Source organism: Paenibacillus sp. OK076 (assembly GCF_900110055.1).
GTDB lineage: Bacteria > Bacillota > Bacilli > Paenibacillales > Paenibacillaceae > Paenibacillus.
Map to the genome: position 1 here is coordinate 145,582 of NZ_FOCH01000001.1, position 22,525 is coordinate 168,106.

Consider the following 22,525-nt stretch of genomic DNA (forward strand, 5'->3'; position numbering starts at 1 on the left):
TCCAAGTAGCTGATTCGGATTAATGTGTAGCTGACTTAGACTTGTTCAACGTTTGAATCTTCTCTTGCATGTACTGGTGGTAATCGCGAAAACTGCTGATGTGGTGCAAAGAATCGGAATTTTCCGACTGAATCTTAATTTTTCCATCCTGAGGCAGTTTTTTCATCTCAGCAACCACTTGTTTCGAGCCTTGAATATCTCCAGCCATCTCCTGAATTCGTTGTAACAGCGTTGGATGGCCCTCATGTTGCAGCATTTCAGCGAGCGGTCTCATTTCCTCCAGCTTCTGGGTGGATCGTTCAAGGGTGGTCATTACTTTGTCTTCATCCATGCTCGCATTCAGCGAAACCATGCGATGAATATGATCCTTTTCCATCCGTTCCAACGCTTCCAGATGGGAAGCCTCCAGTCGTTTGGGATCGTTCCAGCTTTCGGTTTGAACGGTATCCTTCTGCTGCGAAGCATGGTTCATATTGGCATTGCCACAGCCCCATAACAGAGTCGAGCAAGTTAACACCGTTCCAACGGCGATCATGCTTTTTAACCTCATGTTGTCACTCCTTCAATAATTTCCTTATGGTAGTATGAGCCGAAAAATGGTAATTATGCATGCAAACCAATGGATCAGAAGGTCCAACTTTTTAGCATAGGTATTGTTTATAAAGTAAAAGGGTTGCTTGTTACAAAGGAGGAATCTCATGAAACTGTACACCAACAGCATCTGGCGATGGAGCACAACACTGTTGTATCCACTGCTAATGTTTTTAGATAGGAGTTGGACGGGGCAGCCCCATCCATGGTTCGCGTTAACCATTGCCATTGTGTTTTGTTTTCTATGGAGTGGGGTGAAGGAGTTATTCATCTCTACCGGATTGACCTGGTTTGTTGCCATCCCGTGCTGGTGGTATTTCATTGAGCTTCCCAAACCATCATTTGGCGCAGAGAATTTTGCCGCTCATCTGTGGCTGATCGTGCTTATTTTTATATTTGTGGTGCTACTGCCACAGACCCTGATACTGACCACACGCATGCGAATAATGGAGTACTATAGGCAGAACGGATAATAGTCTGATAGGCGGTCGCTGCCTAGGGGGAATATGATAATTTAACATCATTAATGACTTCCTAACCTGTATGGTTGGAGGTCTTTTTATTAATCAGCAAGGAATAAACTATTTATAATTCCATATCTATCCTGTAAAATCTTCTGATAAAGGTTATTCACGTTGGGCGATTACGTTCAGGCAATCAGGAGGGCATATGAGCAAGAGGAAGAATGAGAAGTTATACAATTATTTATTATTATTTTTAGTTTTGTATGGAGTTACTTTGTTTATTTGGCCTATGGCTCTTTTTGGACTTGGTATGTCCTTATCGGCACCGTATCCACACACATATGATACTTCCCGTGATCTATTGGTTAAAATTCTTTTCACCTATCCTTTAGGTGTATTATTCGCGATTTTTTATTGTGGGATCAGTTACGAGAACGGGCGATATAAAGCCCCTTATTGGGTTGTTCATGTTCCATTACTTTGGCCTGTTGCATGGATCATAGTCGAATACTTAGGATTGAAATTTAGCTTTTAAAGAAAAGAGGATTGCATATGACACGTAATCGAAAACGGGGAGCATATGTGTTATTTATTATAGTATTTGTAGCGCTTCTCCTCTTGATTCGATCATGCAAGCCAGAAGAGTTCGCCCCCCTGCTAGCCAGAAATAACATTCAACCTGAACAGGTAAGGGTGGTAGCACCCGTCGATTCAAGAACTCACTTGGTTTTATATCAGGACACCCAGACTGAGGGTATTGCTTCTGCCTTGATTCAGCAAAGGAAGTGGTCTTCAAAAGTAATAAAATCAGAAAATGTCCTTGAGGACAATAAGGATGAGCCAATATCTTATCGTCTGACGGGATACCAGTATTCTAATGACAACACGTGCTATATTATATACGGATATATCCACAATCCGGACATAATCAGATTACTTATCCACTATAATCCGAATTCTCCGGTTGCGGAAGTAGAGGCAGGGATCCTTGATCCCTCTGATCAGGGGAGGTTGTGGTTTGCTGTAATTCAGCAGCCAATAACGGAAATGCAGATGGACATCCGAGGGCTCGATAACGCTGGCAATACGATCTACTCATCCCTGGATAACGAAGATTAGAAGATCACATGAATGTTATTTAAAATCTCATCTCCCTACCAAAATAATCGAAGCATCAACCAAACAATCCCCTAGTCCGTTTCATACGGCAGGGGATTTGTTATGGCTACACTTTCCTACGGAATTTACCCGTATATGGAATGGTAATATGAATGTCCAGCTTCTGAATGGAATCTTCCGTCAGGATCATCTTTGAGCCGTTGTTGGACAGCTTGCGCCACAGACCTGGATTTTTGCGATAAACCTTCTCCTGAAGTCCATAGACATCGACCCCGCGTTTCAGACCTTCGCGATACGTTTGCATGATTTGCTCCCGCAATGTCTTCTCGCTGAATCGGACCATCTCGTCATAGGAAACAGGGGTGAGATATTCATACAAAGCGGTCAGGTACTTGGCATCGATGTTGAAATGAACCTCATTCCCACGAATGACAGGCACAATTTTGATATTAGGCAAACCAACGCTGAGCACACCATAGACGGTTCCTTCGTTCTCAATAATCAATGGCGCACGACGCATATCCTTAAGTAACCAGTGAAATCCAGAAAGCTTGCTATGGGGCAAATATTCAAAATCATCCCCGGTTCTTTCAAAAAAAGCACCGTCAATCATAAACAGTTCATAATTCTTTTTGTTCTGCGACCAGTGTTCCTTGTTCAGGGTGATACAAGGCAGATAAGTTGTCGTGGACGTATTGTTATGGGTGGCAATGAGTTTGAAACTGAGCACTGGAGGAAACAGCGATTCTTCCAGAAATGAGGGAAGAGGGTTGTGCAGAATGCTATCCAGTGGCGACAAATTGTATATGGACGTGGCACTAAGAATATTTTCTAGTGGATCGCGCGTGCCGTACACCCAGGTGGTATAACGTGATTCCGGGAAACGTCCAAGCATGTCAAACACTTCCTTAATATGCTTGCTTGTCAAGACACTTTCGCCCATGACAATGGCTGTCACATGGCCCCAAGCAATATGCAGCTGGGAACTTCGGAACAGCTCGTTTACCGCCAGATTCAATGTTTTCCCTGATGTATGTCCAACCCACACGGGTGGAGCCTCCGCCGTTTTGGTTGAACTTTCGCTTTTGGCTACACTGGTAAAGTCCATGCTCTGAACATACATATGGTACAACCCATCCTTATACTCGATCCCGATCGCTTTCGCATAATCCACCTGTTGAATTTCATATGCACTCCAGCACCCACTGGTCACGAAACAAAGAGAGACACTTAACGCTCCAAGCAACCATCGCTGTAAAAGGCGCTTCATCGCTCATTCCCTTCTTTGCGCGGCTCCTGCGTTTCGAGATAGACAGGTCTGCGTTTCATCCATCCTTTCGGAAGTTTGAACAAGGAGGCGAGTGCCTGTTTGAAATTAAGCGGACTGAGCGGCGTGAGATAAGGAATCCCGAACGATTTCAGATCGGTCAGATAGATCAGGAACAGGATAATGGACAGAATGAACCCATATATGCCAAGGGATGCCCCCAGTACAAAACAGAAAAAACGTAGAATCAGAACAGAACTGGTCATGACCTGATTCACAATCGTTGCTCCGGCCACTACGGTTACAGCAATGACGACAATCATGAGCGGGGAAACCATGCCTGCACGGATGGCCGAATCCCCAATAATCAATCCGCCAACAACGGTCAGTGTCTGACCAATGGCGCTGGGAAGCCTCACCCCTGCTTCCCGGAATAGCTCCATCAGCAGCATAATGAGAAACATTTCCACACCAGACTCCATAGGTAAACCCATGCGCCCAACCGAAATCGTGGCTACTAGAGGAAAGGGTAGCTGGTCCATGTGAAAAGAAGTCAGCGCAATATAGAAACCAGGCAAGAACACGGTTATTAATAGCCCGATAAAACGCAGCATACGGCCCACATTCACCGGAAGAAACGGGAAGCTGGCATCCTCGGGGGATTTGAGAAGCAGAAACAAATTGACGGGTCCGATGATGACGCTGGGATTGCCATCCACGATAATGACGAAACGTCCGTTCAGAAGACATTCAGCCGCAAAATCAGGTCTGCCCGTGTAATGGGTTACCGGAAACAATGTGACTTTGGAAGGGGACAATAATTCCTCTAGTTCATTGGCCGTCATAATGCGTTCGATATCGATTTTGCGCAGCCTATTCTTCACATCATCAATCAGCTCGGGATTGGCAATGTTCTTAATATACATCAGGGCGACTTTGGTCACGGAGCGAGAACCAATTAATTCAATATTACAGGCTAATTCAGCCGTACGCAGGCGTGTACGAATTAACGCAATATTGACTGATAGTCGTTCGATAAAGCCATCTCGTGCCCCGCGGATCGATACTTCCGTAGTGGATTCATCCGGCGACCGTGTAGGAATGTTGGATATATCCATGCTCCACATCTTCTGGATGGAAGGAATGCAGATGAGCATGTGTCCCTCAAACACCCGCAAGGACATGAGTTCCTTTCCCAGCGGATTATTCTGTATGTCTATACTTGTCCATTGCAGGGTAATGGACTTCTCGATATCCGATGCACGAACAAAGTGAGTACTCTCGTACGTTCGCGTCAGTTCGGGAAGAATAATATCATATATGGATTTGCTGTCGACCATACCGCTGCAATACACGATGACAATCTGCTGCGGAGATTCCCCAATCATATGGCTGCTGGTGATCACATCGTCTGAACCTGCAAAAAACGTCGTCAGATTATGCTCATTGATTCGGAATGGTTCAGCCAGATGGGGGTTCTTCTTTGGTGTGGTTGTGAGCGGCATGGGCGGGAGCCTCCTTGTCTTTTTTGTGTATGAATGCGGCGAGGGTCAACAGGACTGTTACCGTGGATACATAGGCCAGCATCACGGGAAATTGAATATGGTTTACATAATAGTCAACGTAATCAATTCTCCACCACTGTACAGCTATGGCGCACATGATGAAGGTGACAATTAGAACGGCAACGTACCTTTTCTTTGGTCTACGAAAATCGAGCAGATCGACGATAAGATAGATGGAGATCGCCACTCTGGCAAATGAACCGCTTAGCCATTGATAGATGGACAGGAAGTCCACGTGCTGGAGCAATTTTCCTATATTCACCAGCTTCCATTGTTCATAGGGGCTATTTCGTTGTTTTGCTGCTTCCTCCGGACCGAACTCAACGATGGCTCCCAGCGTTGGGCCAATTGCCATACTGAGCATGAATAACCCAAGCAGCAGAAGATGCCACCAGCGAATTTTACTTTTGATATCGTGTTGGAACAGCATTAATATCCAGATTTCCATCAGTCCAGCAAGCGAATAGATCATGCCCCTTAGAACGGGGCCGGAACCATATTCCATGATGGGAAACAACTGACCATAGTCTTTATATTTCATGTTGGCTGACATCACGAAATATCCAAGCAGGATCACGAATGGAAGCAGAAGACTTGAAGTCATGGCAATGGAACGGATACCTTTGGCAGCCGCCCAGGCAGCAACCAGTGCACCCACACCTGCGAGCACATAGGGTGGGGTGAATTGAAGATAGGTGGATACCGTCCAGTTTGTTGTTTCATATAAGGTATGTGATCCAAGTGCAAGCAGCATGAGTGAGGCAGTGATACGGAAAATCCATGAAGGAATTACGCCAAATTCCCGCGTGATCCAGTCCGTCAAACGCTGTCCGCGTACCCGCCGGATAATAACGAACATCATACATAGAAATAACAAAAATAAGGGAGCAGCAGCGACTACCGATAGCCAGCCATCTCTGCCTGCATAATCCAGGATCGCCGGAATGGACAGCACATGGCACACGAGGCCTGCACTTAACAAAATGATGGAAAAGGACAGCCAAATCGTGATTTCTCCCTTTTCACGGCTCATGGGAATTCTCCTTTCCGTTCAAGGAAGTTTCCGTTAGGTTGTACAGGAAATGGATTTTCGATTCCTGTTTTATCTTTTTGAACAATAGAAGACGAAACAAGATAGACGGAAGAGACAGAAAGCATTAACATACAGATATAGCAAGTTTAGAAGACAAGCTCCAAACGAAGTATAGAGAAATAGGAGGAAACCTACGATGACAAATACAACGAAGGCACCTGGAGAGACGAAAGTTGGCTTTATCGGTACAGGCGTAATGGGCAAAAGCATGGCAGGGCATATCCAGCAGGCAGGCTATCCACTGCATGTCTATACGCGCACGGCCGCCAAGGCGGATGCGCTGGTGAAGGAAGGTGCCGTATGGCATGACACACCAGGCAAACTGGCAGCCGAGTGTGATGTCATCATCACGATGGTGGGGTATCCGAAGGATGTTGAGGAGATTTATCTTGGTGAAGATGGTCTCGTGGCCAACGCGAAACCAGGCTCGTACCTGATTGATATGACCACATCCAGTCCGCTGCTGGCTGCACGGATCTATGAAGCCGCGGAAGCGAAAGGACTGCATGCATTGGATGCACCGGTTTCCGGTGGGGATATCGGAGCAAGGGATGCCAAGCTGTCCATAATGGTTGGTGGTAGTACGGAGGCTTTTGAAGCGGTTCGTCCGTTGTTCGAGCAAATGGGCACTAACATTGTGCTGCAAGGCAAAGCAGGAGCAGGACAGCATACCAAAATGTGCAACCAAATCGCCATTGCTTCAGGCATGATGGGTGTATGCGAGGCACTCGCTTATGCCAAGACATCCGGTCTGGACGCGGAGAATGTGCTGAAGAGCATCGCTACCGGTGCAGCCGGGAGCTGGTCACTTAGCAATCTCGGTCCGCGCATGATCGCAGGCGATTATGAGCCTGGATTCTATGTGAAACATTTTATCAAAGACATGGGTATCGCTCTCGAATCTGCCAAAGCTATGGGGATGAAGACACCAGGGCTGGCCTTGGCTGAGTCCTTGTATCAGGAAATATCCAGCAACGGTCTGGATGAAAAGGGTACGCAGGTGCTTTACACCTATTATTTACAGGCTTAATCCTCACAACCAAGACAACAGCGTGTTCTTTTTCTTCAATAGAAAGGAATACGCTGTTTTTTTTAAAATTCCCCTTCTCGTATGCGTCTAAAGTCACAGTATTGGTTAAATATTGGTATATACTTTAGTTGAACAATGGATTGTTGGTCCTCTTCCCTTTATTTTTGCCCCTCTTTATCCGACATAAGTAATAGAAGTATACATAATGGATGTGCGAAACCCACACTACATAGAACGGAGCTTGCCCATGTTCAAAAAAATCCTGTCTCTGTTCAAGTCACAGCCAGAGCTCGCGAACCAGATATCAGCTTCCGCTTCATCTTTACCGTCAACGGCCCCCATTCCCACACGTATGGTCCGTAGTCGTCGCAAAACGAAATCGGACGGAGATTGGACCCGTCAGCCCGAGGAACCAAGCACTGCCCAGCAGCTGCATGCTCTTCCGGGTGAATACAAAGTGCTGAACGACTTGCTCGTTGCCAATCCCAAGTCTCGCTCGGGTTACTCATCGATTGATCATGTCGTTATCGGTCCACGGGGAATCTTCGTGATTGAGACACGAAACCTGACGACAGGTGAGATTCGTGGCGGCCGAAGAGAGGCCAACTGGACAGTCAGCAGCAGCCGAATCAAGATGTACAACCCACTGATGCAGCACCGAGGGCATGTGGAGGCCATTCAGGCACACCTCGGTGATTATAAAAGAGTTCGTCTCGTCTCTATGGTGACCTTCACCAATCGCTGCCGGATCAGTGTTGATCCAGCTGTGCGGTATGTTAATTCGGATGAACTGATTATCTATGATCATGAATTGGTGGAGACCATCCTGCGCAAAACGGAAAGGCTTGAGACCGAAGTCCCCGAAACGTTGTATAAGGAACAGGATATTCAGGCCATCTACAACATGCTGTCCGCAGTCAATTCCACGGATCCCCAGATTCGGGCTGATCATATGGAGAAGGCCAAAGGCATCAAATAAGAGGAATCGAACCTGCAACCTGCTGCATCATTCATACGGCGATGAATTGAAAACGAATAATGCAGCTTACCGAGCGTGCATATCAACACGGTTATCCTTTCATGGATGACCGTGTTTTTTGTTCTCTCCGTAAGTGAGAATAGGACTGACGGAAATACAGCATAAGCATGCAGGCACAATGTCTTATACACCCAGTATTTAACTTATGATAGAATAAAGACCAGATTATATAGTAGTCTATCTATGTTATCCGAAAGAATGTTTATGGAATGAACTATTCATGGATTGAAGTAGAGGTTAATATAACACAGGTACATACATAAGATAAGGGGAAGATTACACAATGAGTTGGAATCATAGAATCAAGATGTTCACGGCCATTTTCAGCTTGGTTGCCATATTGACTGCATGTGGCGGTGGGGCGAAGGAAGCAACGATGAAGGAGTCTGCTCAGGATGCTGGCACGGTGGCTACAGCGACCAATAGCTCGGACACGTCAACGACTGACACGTCCGCAGCAGATACCAATGCTGAAGACTCTGCGGGCACCTCCTCAACTTCCGATACAGCGGGGTCTTCGCCTGAAGAAGGCAAGATCGGAGTGGACTCTACACTGGAGGAATTGAAGCAGAAATATGCAGACAAGCTTGGCTATATCCGTGTCCCGCTTAACGATCATCCGGTACGCAGGGTAAGTGAAGAAGGCTCCAAAAATATTAATATCGCCAACTACAGTGATGCGGTAGTGAATATGAACACAGGTATTCCCATCCATTCCGATTCACAGCGTTTGATCGATGATGCCTTTCCTTTTTTCACAACCGTTCAGGCACCGGAAGTCTCCTATGTATCATGGGAAGAAGCAACCAATCTGGAACGTGCCATGGTAAAGACGTTGTTTATCTCTCGTCAGGCGCTGCTCCTCACGGAGGATGCCATGAAGAACAAGGATTACACCAGTCAGTCCTTTACGGACTCGATGGTATTTTTCAAGAATGCAGCGGAGTTCGACTCCATGGCACCTGTCGCGCAGCATACGTATGACATCACTTTAACGAAACTTTACGATAAAGCACGCGAGTCGTGGGCCAAACTGGCTGCAATAGATCCGGAACAGGACGAAGCCGCATTTGCTGAGAAGTATACGGAAGCCAGAACAGAAGCGAATAACGTGATGGGGCTGCTGAACATTTTGCTGTCCACCAATGAAGAAGAACGTATGGAGCAGACATACGGCAAATAGTCATCTATGGAAAATACTGTTCTGACAAATGTTCATACGGCTTATCCTTCATAGAGCAGGTAGAAACTCTGACTACCGTCAACACGGGGTCAGGGTTTTTCTGTTGTTTTACATAGGGGTATGATATCTTTTTTAAGAATAAAGTGGTGCGGGACAAGGGTGAGGTGCGAAGAGTGATGAGATGGATTCAGTTATGTAAACGCTTTAAATTCAGAACAAAACTGATTTTGTTTCTGTCGGCGGCGACTGTATTGATATCAGGCATCACGGGGTTAATTACTTATCGCATACATATTTCGCTGTTTAATGAGGAAGTGAGTCGCCAGTATAGTCTTACCGCAGAACAGGTACTTGCAAGACTCGATTCCAGGGTGCACGACATGTATAAAGTGACGGACTACATTACGCTGAATCCCTCCGTGAAAAATGCAATTAAGGCGCAGGCTGCGGGCATTTCCTCCTATGATCAGATGAAGCTGGAGGAGGAACTGGATGATCAGTTGTATCAGGTTCGTCTCGATGCACCGGAGATCATGGGAATTCGAATCTATGATTTGAAGGGGAACATATTTAATCTCGGTACGTTTGCCGGATCGTTCCAACAGATGGACCCCTCATATTTGGCTGAGATGGTCCATAAGCTGGAAGGGACGGGAGGAGAATATGTATGGAACCGTCTGGATGTAGATGCTTTTCTTCAGGAGGAAAAATCCAACTGGATTCTGGCAGGGCGCTTAATGCGTTCTGTTGATCTGGAGACGTATGGGGTCATGTTGATCCTCTTTAATACCTCTCTGTATGAATCCTATCTTAAGGACCTACGTCTTAATGAAGATATTGCCGCGTATTTGTTGGATGCAGATGGGAAACTGGTATATGCGTTTCATAATCAAGATGCAGACCCACCACCGCTTACACAACTAAGCATGGGAGCAACCGAGATTAGGGACGAGCAGGGAACCGCTCATTTGTATACAAAACAAACGTCGGACAAAGCCAAGTTCACGTTAATCAGCAAAGTATCCTTGGCTCAGATTCAGCATAAGGGCAAGATTATCGTAAAGGTTGCTGTATTTTCTGCGGCAGCCACGGTTCTGTGTTCGTGGATCATTATTACCATCATCAGCCGCAGGCTGCTGCGTCCACTGGCCAGTCTGGTTAACGCGATGAAAAGAGTGCGCGACGGACAATTCGATACACGCGTTCAGATTCAGACACAGGATGAGCTGGGCTTCATTGGAGAACGATTCAATGCGATGGCATCACGGATCGATACGTTGATTCATGAAGTCTATGAGCGTGAATTAAGTGAAAAGCAAGCTGAGCTCAAGGCTATACAGGCCCAGTTGAATCCACATTTTCTGTATAACACATTAAGTATGTTCTTCTGGAAGTTCTATATGCTTGGAGATGAGAAGTCGGCGCGTCTGGTTACGGCCTTGTCCGAAATGCTGCAATATACACTGGAGCCAGTCCAGCGGTTGACTACCCTACAGGATGAGATGAACCAGATTGACCATTACCTGCAGATTCAGCAGGCCCGGTATCAGGAGGCCTTATCGATCGAGATTTCTGTTCCTTCTGAACTGCTACGTTGCCAGGTGATTCGGCTGCTGCTGCAACCCATTGTGGAGAATGTGTTTGTTCATGCCTTTGCGGACAAAAGAGACAATCGTCGTCTCGAGATTCGCGTCTTCCGGTACGCGGGAAATGATGCAGAATCGGACATGCTTATTCTGGAGATAGCCGATAACGGATGCGGGATGGACCCATCCATGATGGATCGTATTTTGGCACCTTTGGCACACGCTGATGAGGAGCGTCAACACATTGGCATGCGAAGTGTAATCAGACGAATCGAACTGATTCATGGCGACCCTTATGGTGTGCAGATCGAATCCACTGCTGAAGTGGGAACGCTGGTGCGGCTTCGTTTGCCCTATCAGGTAGAATAGGTTGCTGGAAGAGAACAGATAACATGCTGAGAGGAGAATACATCCATTGAATGGACGAATGCTCGTAGTCGATGATGAAGCGATGTTTCGGCAAGGATTAATACATCTGGTTTCCAATAATCCACTCGGGTGGGAAGTAGTTGGTGAAGCTGCCGACGGAGAAGAAGCGCTGCAAGCTGTAAACAGTTGTACACCGGATCTAATTATTACGGATATCAACATGCCGGTGATGGATGGCTTGGACTTGGCAGAACAGATCCATGATCGTGGTCAGGACATTATGATCATTATTTTGACGGGCTATCGGGAGTTTGAATATGCACAGCGCGCCATCCGTTATGGTGCTATGGAGTTTCTGCTCAAGCCCTTCTCTCTAGATGAGGCCTGTCGTGTTCTTCGCAAAGCGCATGAGCGATACTGCCAGCGGCAATCCGATAACCGAATTAGGGAACAGTACAGTCTGGTAGAGAGATCGGATCGATTGCGTGATGAGTTGGCAGCATTCTTGTTGAAGCAGCAGATGCAGCAAATGGCTGCACGGATAGATGAACTGTTCAGCCATGCATCCCGGATGCCTCTCCCTGAATGTAAAGCCGAGATTCAGCTGCTCATGAAAGTGATGACCGATCTGTTAGTGCAGCAGTTCCGTGTTCAGCAGTTTGCGAGTGTCGACAAGTTCGGCCCAGATCCGTTGCTCTGGATTCATTCGGTAGCGGAAGTGATGGCTTGGGCACGCTGCAAAAGAGAAGAATGGCTTGGTATGCTGGTCCGGCTTACGCAGGAACAACAGGATCATGTGGTCACACGGGTCCTTCAGTACATCGAGATGAACTATTCCAGCAATTGTAATCTTCAAGCGGCAGCCGCGCATGTTCACGTGACCCCCAATTATCTCAGTCACCTGTTCAAAAAAGAAACCGGTCATGGCTTCAGCCAGTACGTCAGCAAGCGTAGAGTGGATAAGGCGAAGTTACTGCTGCACAGTACCCGGCAGAGCATGGCGGACATTGCTGAACAGACCGGGTTCGATAACTCCAGTTATTTTACAACCGTGTTCAAACAGATAACCGGGCTGTCGCCCCGCGAATTTCGCAAGCAGCCGAGCCATGAGAGCAGCGAGTAGAAGCTGTTACCGAACACAGCCCCACGATGTGGGGTTATTTTGCGTAGAAATTTAAAAAAGGATCGTTAAATATCGAATGTTTACGCTTACATTTATATCTAAAATACAACTATAGACATCCACAGCAGAGAGGAGTGATGAACATGAAGGGAGAGCTGGCCGCAGGGCCGCCAAGGTTGGAACCGCCAGAAAACGAAGTGAGGCAGAGAATCCGGCAGCAGCGGCTTCGCCGTTTCAAGACGAATATTCCGCTACTATTGATGTTTCTTCCGGTGATCCTGTTTTATCTTATCTTTCGTTATGCGCCGATTGGGGGGCTGGTCATCGCCTTCAAGGATTATAACTTCTATGACGGGCTTTGGAACAGTCCATGGGTGGGCTTTCAACACTTTCAGACCTTGTTCAGCGATCCGCGCACAGTGGAGATCATCCGTAATACTCTATTTCTCAGTCTGCTTAGCATTATCGTGGGTTTTCCGATCCCGATTATTCTGGCGATCATGCTGAATGAAGTGAGAAACATGGCGTTTAAGCGGACCGTGCAGACCGTGGTGTACATGCCGCACTTTTTCTCCTGGGTCATCATTGCAATGATGATCATGACCGTATTTTCACTGGAGAACGGAATTGTGAACCGATGGGTGGAAGCCTGGACGGGAGAGCCGTATCCGTTCATGTACAACAAAGGCTCTTGGATCGCCGTGTTTGTCGGGTCAGGTATCTGGAAGGACATGGGCTTTAACGCGATTATTTTTCTGGCGGCACTAACGACCATCGATCCAAGCCAGTACGAAGCTGCACAGATGGATGGGGCGAGCAAGATGCGACAGATCTGGCACGTAACGCTTCCGGGCATTCGCTCCACCATTATTTTGCTGCTTATTCTGTCGATGGGGCGCGTGATGGAAGTTGGATTTGACCAAGTGTATATGCTGCAGAACTCTAACGTGAACGAGGTTGCTGATGTCATCAGTACGTATATTTATCGCACAGGTCTTCAGGGAGCGCAGTTCAGCCTGACGACGGCCATGGGATTATTCGAATCACTGGTCGCGTTTATTCTCATCTATTGTGCCAACTATATTGCACGTCGATTTAACGAAGGTTTGTGGTAAGGGAGGCGGAGCAGAGTGAGAAAAACACGAGGAGAACAAGTCTTTTATATGATCAATTATGTGTTGTTAACATTGGTAGCCATCAGCTGTATCCTGCCCCTTCTGAATATTGTGGCTTTGTCGTTGAGTGATGCGAGAGCCGTTGTATCCGGTAAAGTAGGGCTATGGCCAGTCGACTTCACCTGGTTTTCCTATCACAGTCTAATGACTGGGACGCCAATCCTGAATGCGTTCTGGAACAGTGTCGAGATTACGTTAATCGGTACGGGGCTGAGTATGGCTGTTACGATTATGGCGGCGTATCCGCTGTCGCGCAGGCATTTTTACCACCGCAGGTTTTTTACGATGGCGATGGTATTCACGATGATTTTTAACGGCGGATTGATTCCGACTTATCTGGTGGTGCAGAACCTTGGGCTGGTGAACAGTTATGGTGCACTTTGGCTGCCAGGTCTGGTAAGTACGTATAACATGCTGATTATGAGATCGTATTTTGAAAATCTGCCAGGGGAAGTGGACGAAGCTGCACGCATCGATGGATGCGGAGAGCTCGGATTGTTATTTCGGATCGTGCTGCCTCTGTCCAAACCGTTGCTGGCGACCATTGCTCTGTTCTATGGTGTAGGGTACTGGAATTCATTCATGAGTGTGATGATTTATATCAACGACACCTCTAAGTACAACATGACTGTATTGGTCCAAAATATGATTATGTCCAATCTGAACGTGCAGGATTTTACCGATCCGACGATGATTTCGAATCTAACGCCAGAAGGCATTCGGGCAGCGGCCGTAATCGTGATGGTCATTCCCATTTTGGCAGTGTATCCATTCTTGCAAAAGTACTTTGTTAAAGGGGTTATGCTGGGCTCTATTAAAGGGTAGTGCAGGTTGCAAGCCATTCGCTTATTTCATTTCACATTATATAAGAAAGAGGGTCTGATCTTATGGTGATATCCATCAAGGCATGGATGAAGTCCGGTCTTGTTCTGGGCTTAATCGGCGGAATACTGGCAGGGTGTTCAGGAGGAAGTGGAAGTGAGCAGGCTGAAGGGGAAGGTGCGCGCGGCAATATAACGTCGACGATCTATGATCGGGGCGCCGTACCAAGCGGTATGGGAACGATTGAGGATAACATGTGGTCCAAGTGGATCAATGAGAACGGCCCGGCCAATGTCAAATATACGGCGGTTCCCCGCTGGGAATCGCAGTCCAAATTAAACGTGCTGTTTGCTTCGGGCAGTGCACCAGATGTTATTTTTGAATTCGGAACGCCTATTCGGAATACGTTATTTAATCAAAAACAACTGATGCCGCTGGATGAACTGATTGAGAACTCCAGTGTGGAATATAAAGCGCTGATGGAGAAGTATCCACAGTTAAAGAAAGCTGGGATCAAGAGCGATGGCAAGTTATATGAAGTGGGCCGAATGAATGAGGTATTTCCGCTGACCAGTTTCTTCATTCGTGAAGATTGGCTGGAAAAGCTGAACCTGGAGGTGCCGACGAACGAAGCAGAGATGCTGGCGGTCGCCAAGGCATTCACAGAGAATGATCCGGATGGGAACGGTGCAGACGATACTTTTGGAATCGGAGGTTTGCAATTTGGGGACACTGCGGGATTATTCCGCTACATGTACAATGCCAATTGGGTGAACGTGGAGGACGGGGAGATCGTTGTTGGCCCCAATCACATGAAGGAAATGACGGCGTTTAAGCGGGCATTGTTTGAGGCGGGGGTAGTAGACAAGGATTTTCTGACCGACAAGGATGGAGCTAAGTCCAAACAGGATTTCCTGAACGGGAAAATAGGCATGTATGCGGCAATGACGGCTGATTACACTGGATTTGCGGCCAAGGAACTGGATACGCTCATGCAGAATGTGCCTGATGCCAAGCTGAAGGTCATTGCCCTGCCTTCCACATTGGTGGGTCAATATACGATGGTATGGAATAACCCGGTGCAGATGACGGCCGTTGTGAATGCCCGTGCCAAAAATCCGGAAGCCGTCATTCAATATATTGATTTTCTAACCAAAACCGAAACAGGCCGAACGGTCAAGAACGGGTTCGAAGGCACTCATTATACGTTGAACGAACAGGGCTGCCCGCGTATATCTGATCAGGAAAAGTACAAACAGGAAATAAGCTGGGCTGGTGATTACGCGATGCTGTACAGCCGCCTGGAGGAAGGCAAATGCGGTTACACCGAAATGCTGTTTAGTGAGGAAATCCCTTCCCAGAAGGAAGGACTTCGCCTCTTCAAGGAAGCAAGGGAAGTATACATGAACGATCTGCCGGTGGGTGAAGGCGTTACCCACTCAGAACATATGCCGCAGCTGCCCAAAGAGCTTCAGGTGAAGCTTACCAATGTGACGACAGCCATTAATGATATTTTCACCCGTTCCATTATCAGCGGTAGTAAGTATACAGTTGAGCAGGCTGCTGCAGAAGCGCAGCAAAAGTGGGAACAGGGTGGTGGCCCGGAGATTGAAACATGGTACAAAGACTGGTGGAGCAAAGAAAAGGACAATGTACTTGTCTGGGATGATTTCTATGAAATCTATGAACAGCAGCAAGCCGATTTCAAGAAGTCTGAGTAAAATAGCTGGGATGAGTTGAGTGTCAATAAACGTATTCGAATTGGAATATCATCGCACCTGGGCAGTCTGCTCAGGTTTTTTGTTGCAGATGAATGTTCACTCCAAGTCTATTTCAGGTTAATAATAAGAAGCATAGAAGATATTAGCGATTTGAAAGTTCAAAATGCGATATAATAGGCGTATTGGATACGTGAAATTTTACATAGATTTATGTAAAGAGACTAACGGAGCTAGCTGCGTGAACATACCAAATCGTCACGAAGATGAAACGCTCTGGGCCGGAGGAATGGTTATGATCAAGCTGTTGTACTACTTGAAGAAGTATCGAGTCGCCGCCATCGCAGCACTGGTCATGATGCTGATTGAATTGACGGTCGAATTGGCTCAACCCTATTTAATCTCAAAGATCATTGATAACGGTATCCAGCAAGGAGATCTGTCAGTGGTTTGGCTATGGGGTGGAGTGCTTGTGGGCAGTGCCGTTGTGGCGTTTGCCGCGGGAATTGCGAGTTCGTTTTTTGCGTCACATGCGAGTCTCGGCTTCGGTTACGATCTGCGGGAGAAGCTGTATGACAAAGTGCAAGCGTTCTCTTATGCAGTGTTTAACCGGTTTGCCACATCATCCCTGATTACCAGGTTGACCGGAGACGTTACACAGGTGCAGGATACGGTGTTTATGAGTCTGCGATTCATGACACGTGTACCGCTGGTGGTGATTGGGAGCATGATCATGGCGGTTGTGGTAAATCCGAAGCTGGGTCTGCTGCTTGTTGTGATGGTGCCTGTACTGCTCGTGTTTGTCATCTGGATGATCAAAAAGGCAGCGCTGCTGTTCCGCAATGTGCAGCGCAGACTGGATGCCGTCAACGGAGTCATCCAGGAAAATCTGACAGGCATTCGGCTGATCCGTGTATTCGTCCGGATGGGCCACGAGATTGAACGCTTTGCCGGATATAGCGGCAAGCTGATGAAGGGCACGATCTCCGCGCTGCGCCTGACGGAGACGACGATGCCATTCATGCTGCTCATGATGAATGGTTGTATCATCGCCGTGCTATGGTTTGGACGACGTGACATCACTACCGGAAGTGCAACCGTGGGTGAAGTCGTCGCAGTTATTAACTATCTGCTTCGCACCATTGGCGCCATGTCTGCGCTGTCCTGGATTCTGGTGACCTTCTCCAGAGCGAGTGCTTCGGCACAACGGCTTAACGAAGTTTTTGACACGGAGGAAGTTTCGGATTCGGGTCAATCCATGGACACAGATCGTTCTGCAAAAACGGGTAAAGGGAATCCTGTGATCCAGGGTGCAGTTGATTTTCAGGGTGTAGGGTTCAGTTATCCGGGCAGTGAAATTACCGTGCTGGAGGATATTACGTTCTCAGCCAAACAAGGTGAACGTATCGCCATCATGGGAGCGACAGGCTCGGGTAAATCCTCGCTGGTACAGCTCATTCCAAGGCTCTATACCGAAGATCACGGCGAGGTTCGTATCGATGGTAATGACGCAGAACAGTTGGACATAGCCACATTGCGCGGAGCTATCGGTTATGTGCCGCAGGAGGTGGTCCTCTTTACCGGATCGGTACGGGATAACATCGCCTGGGGCCGGGAGGACGCAACGCTCGAAGAGATCAAGGAAGCAGCGCGGCGTGCCCAGATTCACGAGACCATTGAGAAGCTGCCGAATGGCTATGATACACAGCTGGGTCAGCGAGGAGTCAATCTGTCGGGTGGACAGAAGCAGCGGCTCTCGATTGCCCGTGCATTGATTCGTCGTCCAAGCATCTTGATTCTGGATGACAGTACAAGTGCGCTCGATGTAGCCACGGAAGCAAGGCTGCTGGGCGCACTGGAAGAGCTGTCGTGTACAACGTTTATCATCACGCAGAAGATCAGCTCAACCACCTCTGCGGATCTGATTCTGTTGTTGGACGACGGGCGTCTGATTGGACAGGGGAAACATGAGGATCTGATGGATTCATCCGAATTGTATCGCCGAATCTATGAATCACAATACGGGGAGGGTACACCACATGTTCAAAGCATTCATTGAACCTTTCCGTCAGCCCCCGCCTCCGATTGATCCCGATACGCTGAAGGCAGGAGGAGGTCGCAAGCCGAAGGCAAGGGCGAAGAACTGGTCTGGTACGTTAGGCCGAATCTGGACGTATCTGGCCCGTCGCAAGGTCAAGCTGACGATGGTGCTGCTGATGGTATTTGCCAGTTCTGCACTCGCTTTGCTTGGTCCTTATATGGTCGGTGTGGCCGTGGATAAATTCATTGATGGAGAAGCAACGAGTTCCAGCTGGACGACATTTTTATTGGGTCTGGTGGCAGTCTACGTTTTCTTCTCCCTGACGTCATGGCTGCAAAATATATGGATGATCGAAATTGCACAGGAGACCGTGTTCCGCATGCGGTATGATCTGTTCTCCCATCTGCACAAACTGCCGATTCCATTCTTCGGCAAGCGTCAGCAGGGGGAGATCATGAGCCGGGTTACCAACGACATTGAGAATGTCAGCGGTACGCTGAACAGCTCGGCCATCCAGATTTTCTCCAGTGTGTTAACACTGATCGGAACGTTTGGCGTGATGCTCTGGTTAAGTCCGCTGCTGACCTTACTTACATTTATCGTGGTACCACTGATGGCTATCGGCATGCGCTGGATAACGCGCAGAACCGGACCGTTGTTCAAACAGCGTCAACGTAATCTCGGCGAACTCAATGGGTACATTGAGGAAACCTTGTCCGGGCAGAAGATTATCAAGGCGTTCTCTCAGGAGGAGCGGGTCATTCGCGGCTTTGAGGAACGAAATACGAAGATCCGGTTGTCCGGTTTCTGGGCACAGACCATCTCCGGTTTTATTCCAAAGCTGATGAATGGTCTGAACAACCTGAGCTTTGCGATTGTCGCAGGCATTGGCGGGATCTTGGCGATTCAAGGTTCCGTTACCGTCGGCGTGATTATCATCTTCGTAGAATATGCCCGTCAGTTTACCCGTCCGCTCAACGATCTGGCCAACCAGTGGAATACGTTGCTGTCTGCGATTGCCGGGGCAGAGCGTGTGTTCGAGGTATTGGATGAGGATGAGGAAGCGAAGGATGAAGGCGCAGCAGTATCTCTCGAAAAGGTGGAGGGAGCCGTTCGCTTCGACAAGGTATCCTTTGGATACGATGAAGGACGCAATATTTTGCATGAAATTAACTTTGAAGCCAAGCCGGGTGAGATGATTGCTCTTGTAGGTCCGACCGGGGCAGGGAAAACAACATTGATTCAGCTGTTATCCCGCTTCTATGATCCTACATCCGGTACACTAACGGTGGATGGACGTGACATTACGACCATTCGGCGCGAGAATTTGCGCTCACATATGGCATTTGTCCTTCAGGATTCATTCCTGTTCCAGGGCACGATTCGTGAAAATATCCGTTTCGGCCGTCTGGATGCGACTGACAAAGAGGTGGAAGCTGCTTCAAGGCTGGCGAATGCTCATTCGTTCATCATGCGGATGAAGGACGGGTACGATAAAGTGCTTCAGGCCGACGGAAGTGGCATCAGTCAGGGACAGAAGCAGCTGCTTGCGATTGCCCGGGCAATTCTGGCCGATCCGTCCATCCTTGTATTGGACGAGGCGACCAGCAGTATCGATACCGTGACGGAGATCAAAATCCAGGAAGGGCTGCAGCGCCTGATGCAAGGCCGCACCAGCTTTGTTATCGCTCACAGACTGAACACGATCCGCCAAGCCGATCGTATTCTTGTACTGAAGGATGGTCAGCTCCTGGAGCAAGGTTCGCATGACGCATTGCTGGAACAAGGTGGCTTCTACAGCGAACTGTATTACAGTCAGCTGCGGAACAAGGCGCAATAACGCAGAAGAGCATGGACCAAGAACAATGGCGACCATGCTCTTTTCTGTAGGCTCTATTGGATAGTTTCCAGCTATCCTGGTAAAGAATGTTCAGTTTCTTATACCCGGAAAAGAAAGAGCAGGTATGGAGGGCATGGTGCCCTGCATTCCTGCTCTTTGCATTTGAATTGGATATGAATTGTAGCTTGTGGTAATTTATTTCGTTACACTGCTCAGCTTGAACGAGCCGTCGGTCAGCTTGTTTGTATTGGCAAAGTCTACGCCAGGTTTATTCGTTTCCGGGTCAATGATCGCAATCGCGATATCATAGGTTCCGGCAGCAAGACCGGAGACCGGAATGGAATCGGACAGGGTGTAGGTACCCGTTTTCCACGTGGTCAGATTAACGGTTGTTGTTTTCTTGGCGACCACGGTATTGCCGCTGCGCAGTTGAATTTCAACCGGCCACGCAAATGGGAAGTGCTGTACACCTTTATTCTCCACTTTAATCGTTGTTGTAAACGTACTTCCGCTAATGGTGGATGGATGCGAAATTTCCTTCACGACAAAGTGGTAACCCATTCGTTTCTTGAGTGCATCAATATTGGCCTGCAAGGCATGATTTAGAGGAAGCGAGGCAGGGGAATTCGGTCCCAGCCAACTTGGTTTGCTAAGCTCCGTTTGGCGCAACGTTTCCGTAAATCCGCTGCCGGTAGTTAATGCCGCAAGCATGCCGGTAGCTCCCCCGTAAAATTCGCCGCCTGAGATACGTGTCTCCCAGAAGTTCGGATGTCCTGGCTGCTGCTGGCCGATATCATCCCAATAACCGTTCTGTGTACCTGTGTACCAGCCCCAATCGGCATCAAAGCTGTCTTTATGTCCAAACACATCGTTGAACATGCCCATGACCATGCCTTTATTATTGGTTTTGGCGAGGGCGATACTGCGCCGGATCAGAACCTGCATTTTGTCCTCTTTGCCAGCAAAGGCATCAATATAATGCTGAACATACTTGTTCGAGATGTCATTGGTCGGGAAAGCACCTGTGTAATTGGTTTCACCATTAGGTCCGACATAAGGCCACGTATGGAACTCGCCCCAGTGTCCGAGAGAACCGATCTGGACAAAGGCGACCGGACGATCATTCGTGTTGTACCTTGCCGCAATGGCTTCGATGGCTAATTTGTGCCGTTCTTGCAGATAGGTGGAGTTGTAGTTGGGGGAGAAGCCCATGTTGTTTCCCGTACCCATGCCTCCGGTTGTATCGTTGTATACGGTTCCAGGCGATTCTCCACGAGCAATCATGTCATTGTAGAGCCAGTCGGGAATATCCCGATGAGCCTGTCCTGTCGGGCTGTCCAGAATGAAGCGAAACACCACTTTGACCCCTTTACTTTTCCAGTAGGCAAAATTGTTGGCGGCTTCAATTGCACTAAAATCATATGTGCCTTTGGTAGACTCCAGCTCCTTCCAAGTTACACCAGCATATACAAGCCTGTGTGGCTGTGTATATGTTGTGCTCTTGGCCGAAGGCGCCCAGCCTTTGAATGGATTGTTGAGTGGGCTGTCCAGCTCTACAGGATTCACTACGGTATTGTTCCCTGTACCACCACCCGATCCAGCCGAGGTCAGAAGGTAAGCGGGCAGTGTTTGTCCAGCCGCAGGCAATCTCGACGTATCCGAGCTGTTGTCGATATACCCGACCCGCACTGTGCTGCCAGCACTGATTTGCAGTGTAGAGAGAGGAATAGCGACCTCAATGACGGTGGAGCTGCGGTAGAATTGGGAGCTGGTCAACGTGCTGTTGAAGTTCCAGACCCAGTCCGTTCCGCTGCCGCCGTAGCGGTATAACCCCGTATTTTCAAGCAGCCACTCCACACCTGTAGCTCCCCAACCCGCAGCCTGGTAACCCGTTGACGTATTGTTATCGGTATTGATCCAGAAGTTGCCCATCGTTGTACTCAGACCAGAGCCTTGAATAAGCAGATAGAGATTGGTTCCATCATTGGTCACCTTGAGCGTCTGGGCAGTGCCACTATTGGTGGTGAGAGCACTAACGCTGCTCCAGTCGTTGATATTGCCATCAATGGTGATGGTTGCAGCAGAGGCTTTGGGTAAGGCTCCCGCAGGCAATAGCAGGGTAATCATGAGGACAAAAGCCAAAAACAATCCAAGGCTCCGCTTGCTTTTATCAAATAATCTTGTCATGGTATACCTCCTGAATAATGGATTTTGAATGATACCTCGTTCTGCCCACCCCGAATTTCGTTATGAGGGGAGCGTTAGGAGAGCTCAACTCCTTTCTGATCCGCATGAAGCAGCAGAATAGTAACGTTTTATGTAAGAGTCATGGTAGTAATCGGGGGATAAACAACTAAAAAGATGTGATTTTGGTTTGCGGCAAATTTAAAATGTATTTTTAGTTCTTGGATTCTGTGTCTAAATTGCATTATAGGGGATGGATACGGGAGATTCAACAGAATTTTTTCCAGAATTTATTGTGTTTTCTATTGAAAATAAG

At 47.9% G+C, this 22,525-nt stretch carries 17 protein-coding genes; 12 read left to right on the top strand and 5 right to left on the bottom strand.

All coding sequences use genetic code 11. The features are described 5' to 3' along the window. Positions 1 to 19 precede the first annotated feature (19 nt). Positions 20 to 550, bottom strand: a complete 531-nt coding sequence (locus tag BMY78_RS00640; protein WP_143066994.1) for a hypothetical protein — start codon at positions 548 to 550, stop codon at positions 20 to 22. 148 nt (positions 551 to 698) lie between these two features. Here BMY78_RS00640 and BMY78_RS00645 point away from each other — a divergent pair, with 148 nt between their 5' ends. Both BMY78_RS00645 and BMY78_RS00655 read left to right on the top strand, forming a co-directional pair. After that, a complete protein-coding gene (locus BMY78_RS00645) occupies positions 699 to 1,064 on the top strand; it encodes a hypothetical protein (protein ID WP_090893672.1) in 366 nt (121 codons plus the stop codon). 543 nt (positions 1,065 to 1,607) lie between these two features. Beyond that, the gene (locus BMY78_RS00655; protein WP_090893677.1) at positions 1,608 to 2,174 is read left to right on the top strand and encodes a hypothetical protein; all 567 of its coding nucleotides are present in this window, start codon (positions 1,608 to 1,610) and stop codon (positions 2,172 to 2,174) included. A gap of 106 nt (positions 2,175 to 2,280) precedes the next feature. Here BMY78_RS00655 and BMY78_RS00660 read toward each other — a convergent pair whose 3' ends face one another. The 3 genes from BMY78_RS00660 to BMY78_RS00670 are packed head-to-tail and all read right to left on the bottom strand — an operon-like array spanning position 2,281 to position 6,039. Next, entirely contained in the window at positions 2,281 to 3,444 is a 1,164-nt protein-coding gene (locus BMY78_RS00660; RefSeq protein ID WP_090893680.1) for a Ger(x)C family spore germination protein, read from the bottom strand. Continuing rightward, positions 3,441 to 4,946, bottom strand: coding sequence for a spore germination protein (locus tag BMY78_RS00665; protein WP_090893683.1), 1,506 nt, complete (start codon positions 4,944 to 4,946; stop codon positions 3,441 to 3,443). Before BMY78_RS00665 ends, BMY78_RS00660 begins: the two co-directional genes overlap by 4 nt. Further along, a complete protein-coding gene (locus BMY78_RS00670; RefSeq protein WP_090893685.1) occupies positions 4,903 to 6,039 on the bottom strand; it encodes an endospore germination permease in 1,137 nt (378 codons plus the stop codon). The genes BMY78_RS00665 and BMY78_RS00670 overlap by 44 nt, the downstream gene beginning before the upstream one ends. 196 nt (positions 6,040 to 6,235) lie before the next feature. Between BMY78_RS00670 and BMY78_RS00675 the strand changes: the two genes are divergently transcribed. The 10 genes from BMY78_RS00675 to BMY78_RS00720 all read left to right on the top strand — a co-directional run bounded on the left by BMY78_RS00675 (position 6,236) and on the right by BMY78_RS00720 (position 20,025). After that, positions 6,236 to 7,129, top strand: coding sequence for an NAD(P)-dependent oxidoreductase (locus BMY78_RS00675; RefSeq protein WP_090893687.1), 894 nt, complete (start codon positions 6,236 to 6,238; stop codon positions 7,127 to 7,129). Between the two features lie 247 nt (positions 7,130 to 7,376). Continuing rightward, entirely contained in the window at positions 7,377 to 8,108 is a 732-nt protein-coding gene (locus BMY78_RS00680; RefSeq protein WP_090893689.1) for a nuclease-related domain-containing protein, read from the top strand. 343 nt (positions 8,109 to 8,451) lie between these two features. Then, complete coding sequence (locus BMY78_RS00685; protein WP_090893691.1) at positions 8,452 to 9,351, top strand: hypothetical protein; 900 nt, start codon at positions 8,452 to 8,454, stop codon at positions 9,349 to 9,351. A 176-nt stretch (positions 9,352 to 9,527) separates the two neighbouring features. Continuing rightward, positions 9,528 to 11,306, top strand: a complete 1,779-nt coding sequence (locus BMY78_RS00690; RefSeq protein WP_090893693.1) for a cache domain-containing sensor histidine kinase — start codon at positions 9,528 to 9,530, stop codon at positions 11,304 to 11,306. Positions 11,307 to 11,352: 46 nt separating this feature from the next. Beyond that, entirely contained in the window at positions 11,353 to 12,429 is a 1,077-nt protein-coding gene (locus BMY78_RS00695) for a response regulator (protein WP_090893695.1), read from the top strand. A gap of 143 nt (positions 12,430 to 12,572) precedes the next feature. Beyond that, positions 12,573 to 13,544: an ABC transporter permease gene (locus BMY78_RS00700; protein WP_090893697.1), complete on the top strand. Its 972-nt coding sequence runs from the start codon at positions 12,573 to 12,575 to the stop codon at positions 13,542 to 13,544. A 15-nt stretch (positions 13,545 to 13,559) separates the two neighbouring features. Beyond that, positions 13,560 to 14,429 carry a carbohydrate ABC transporter permease gene (locus BMY78_RS00705; RefSeq protein ID WP_090893698.1) on the top strand — a complete coding sequence of 290 codons (870 nt, stop codon included), beginning with the start codon at positions 13,560 to 13,562 and terminating at the stop codon, positions 14,427 to 14,429. 62 nt (positions 14,430 to 14,491) lie between these two features. Continuing rightward, on the top strand, positions 14,492 to 16,147 hold the full coding sequence (locus BMY78_RS00710) for an extracellular solute-binding protein (RefSeq protein WP_090893700.1): 1,656 nt from the start codon (positions 14,492 to 14,494) through the stop codon (positions 16,145 to 16,147). A gap of 292 nt (positions 16,148 to 16,439) precedes the next feature. Further along, positions 16,440 to 18,203, top strand: coding sequence for an ABC transporter ATP-binding protein (locus BMY78_RS00715; protein WP_090893702.1), 1,764 nt, complete (start codon positions 16,440 to 16,442; stop codon positions 18,201 to 18,203). After that, entirely contained in the window at positions 18,184 to 20,025 is a 1,842-nt protein-coding gene (locus tag BMY78_RS00720; protein ID WP_090893704.1) for an ABC transporter ATP-binding protein, read from the top strand. The genes BMY78_RS00715 and BMY78_RS00720 overlap by 20 nt, the downstream gene beginning before the upstream one ends. Before the next feature lie 195 nt (positions 20,026 to 20,220). Here the strand turns inward: BMY78_RS00720 and BMY78_RS00725 are convergent, their stop codons facing one another. After that, complete coding sequence (locus BMY78_RS00725) at positions 20,221 to 22,212, bottom strand: DUF4832 domain-containing protein (protein WP_090893706.1); 1,992 nt, start codon at positions 22,210 to 22,212, stop codon at positions 20,221 to 20,223. Positions 22,213 to 22,525: the final 313 nt, after the last annotated feature.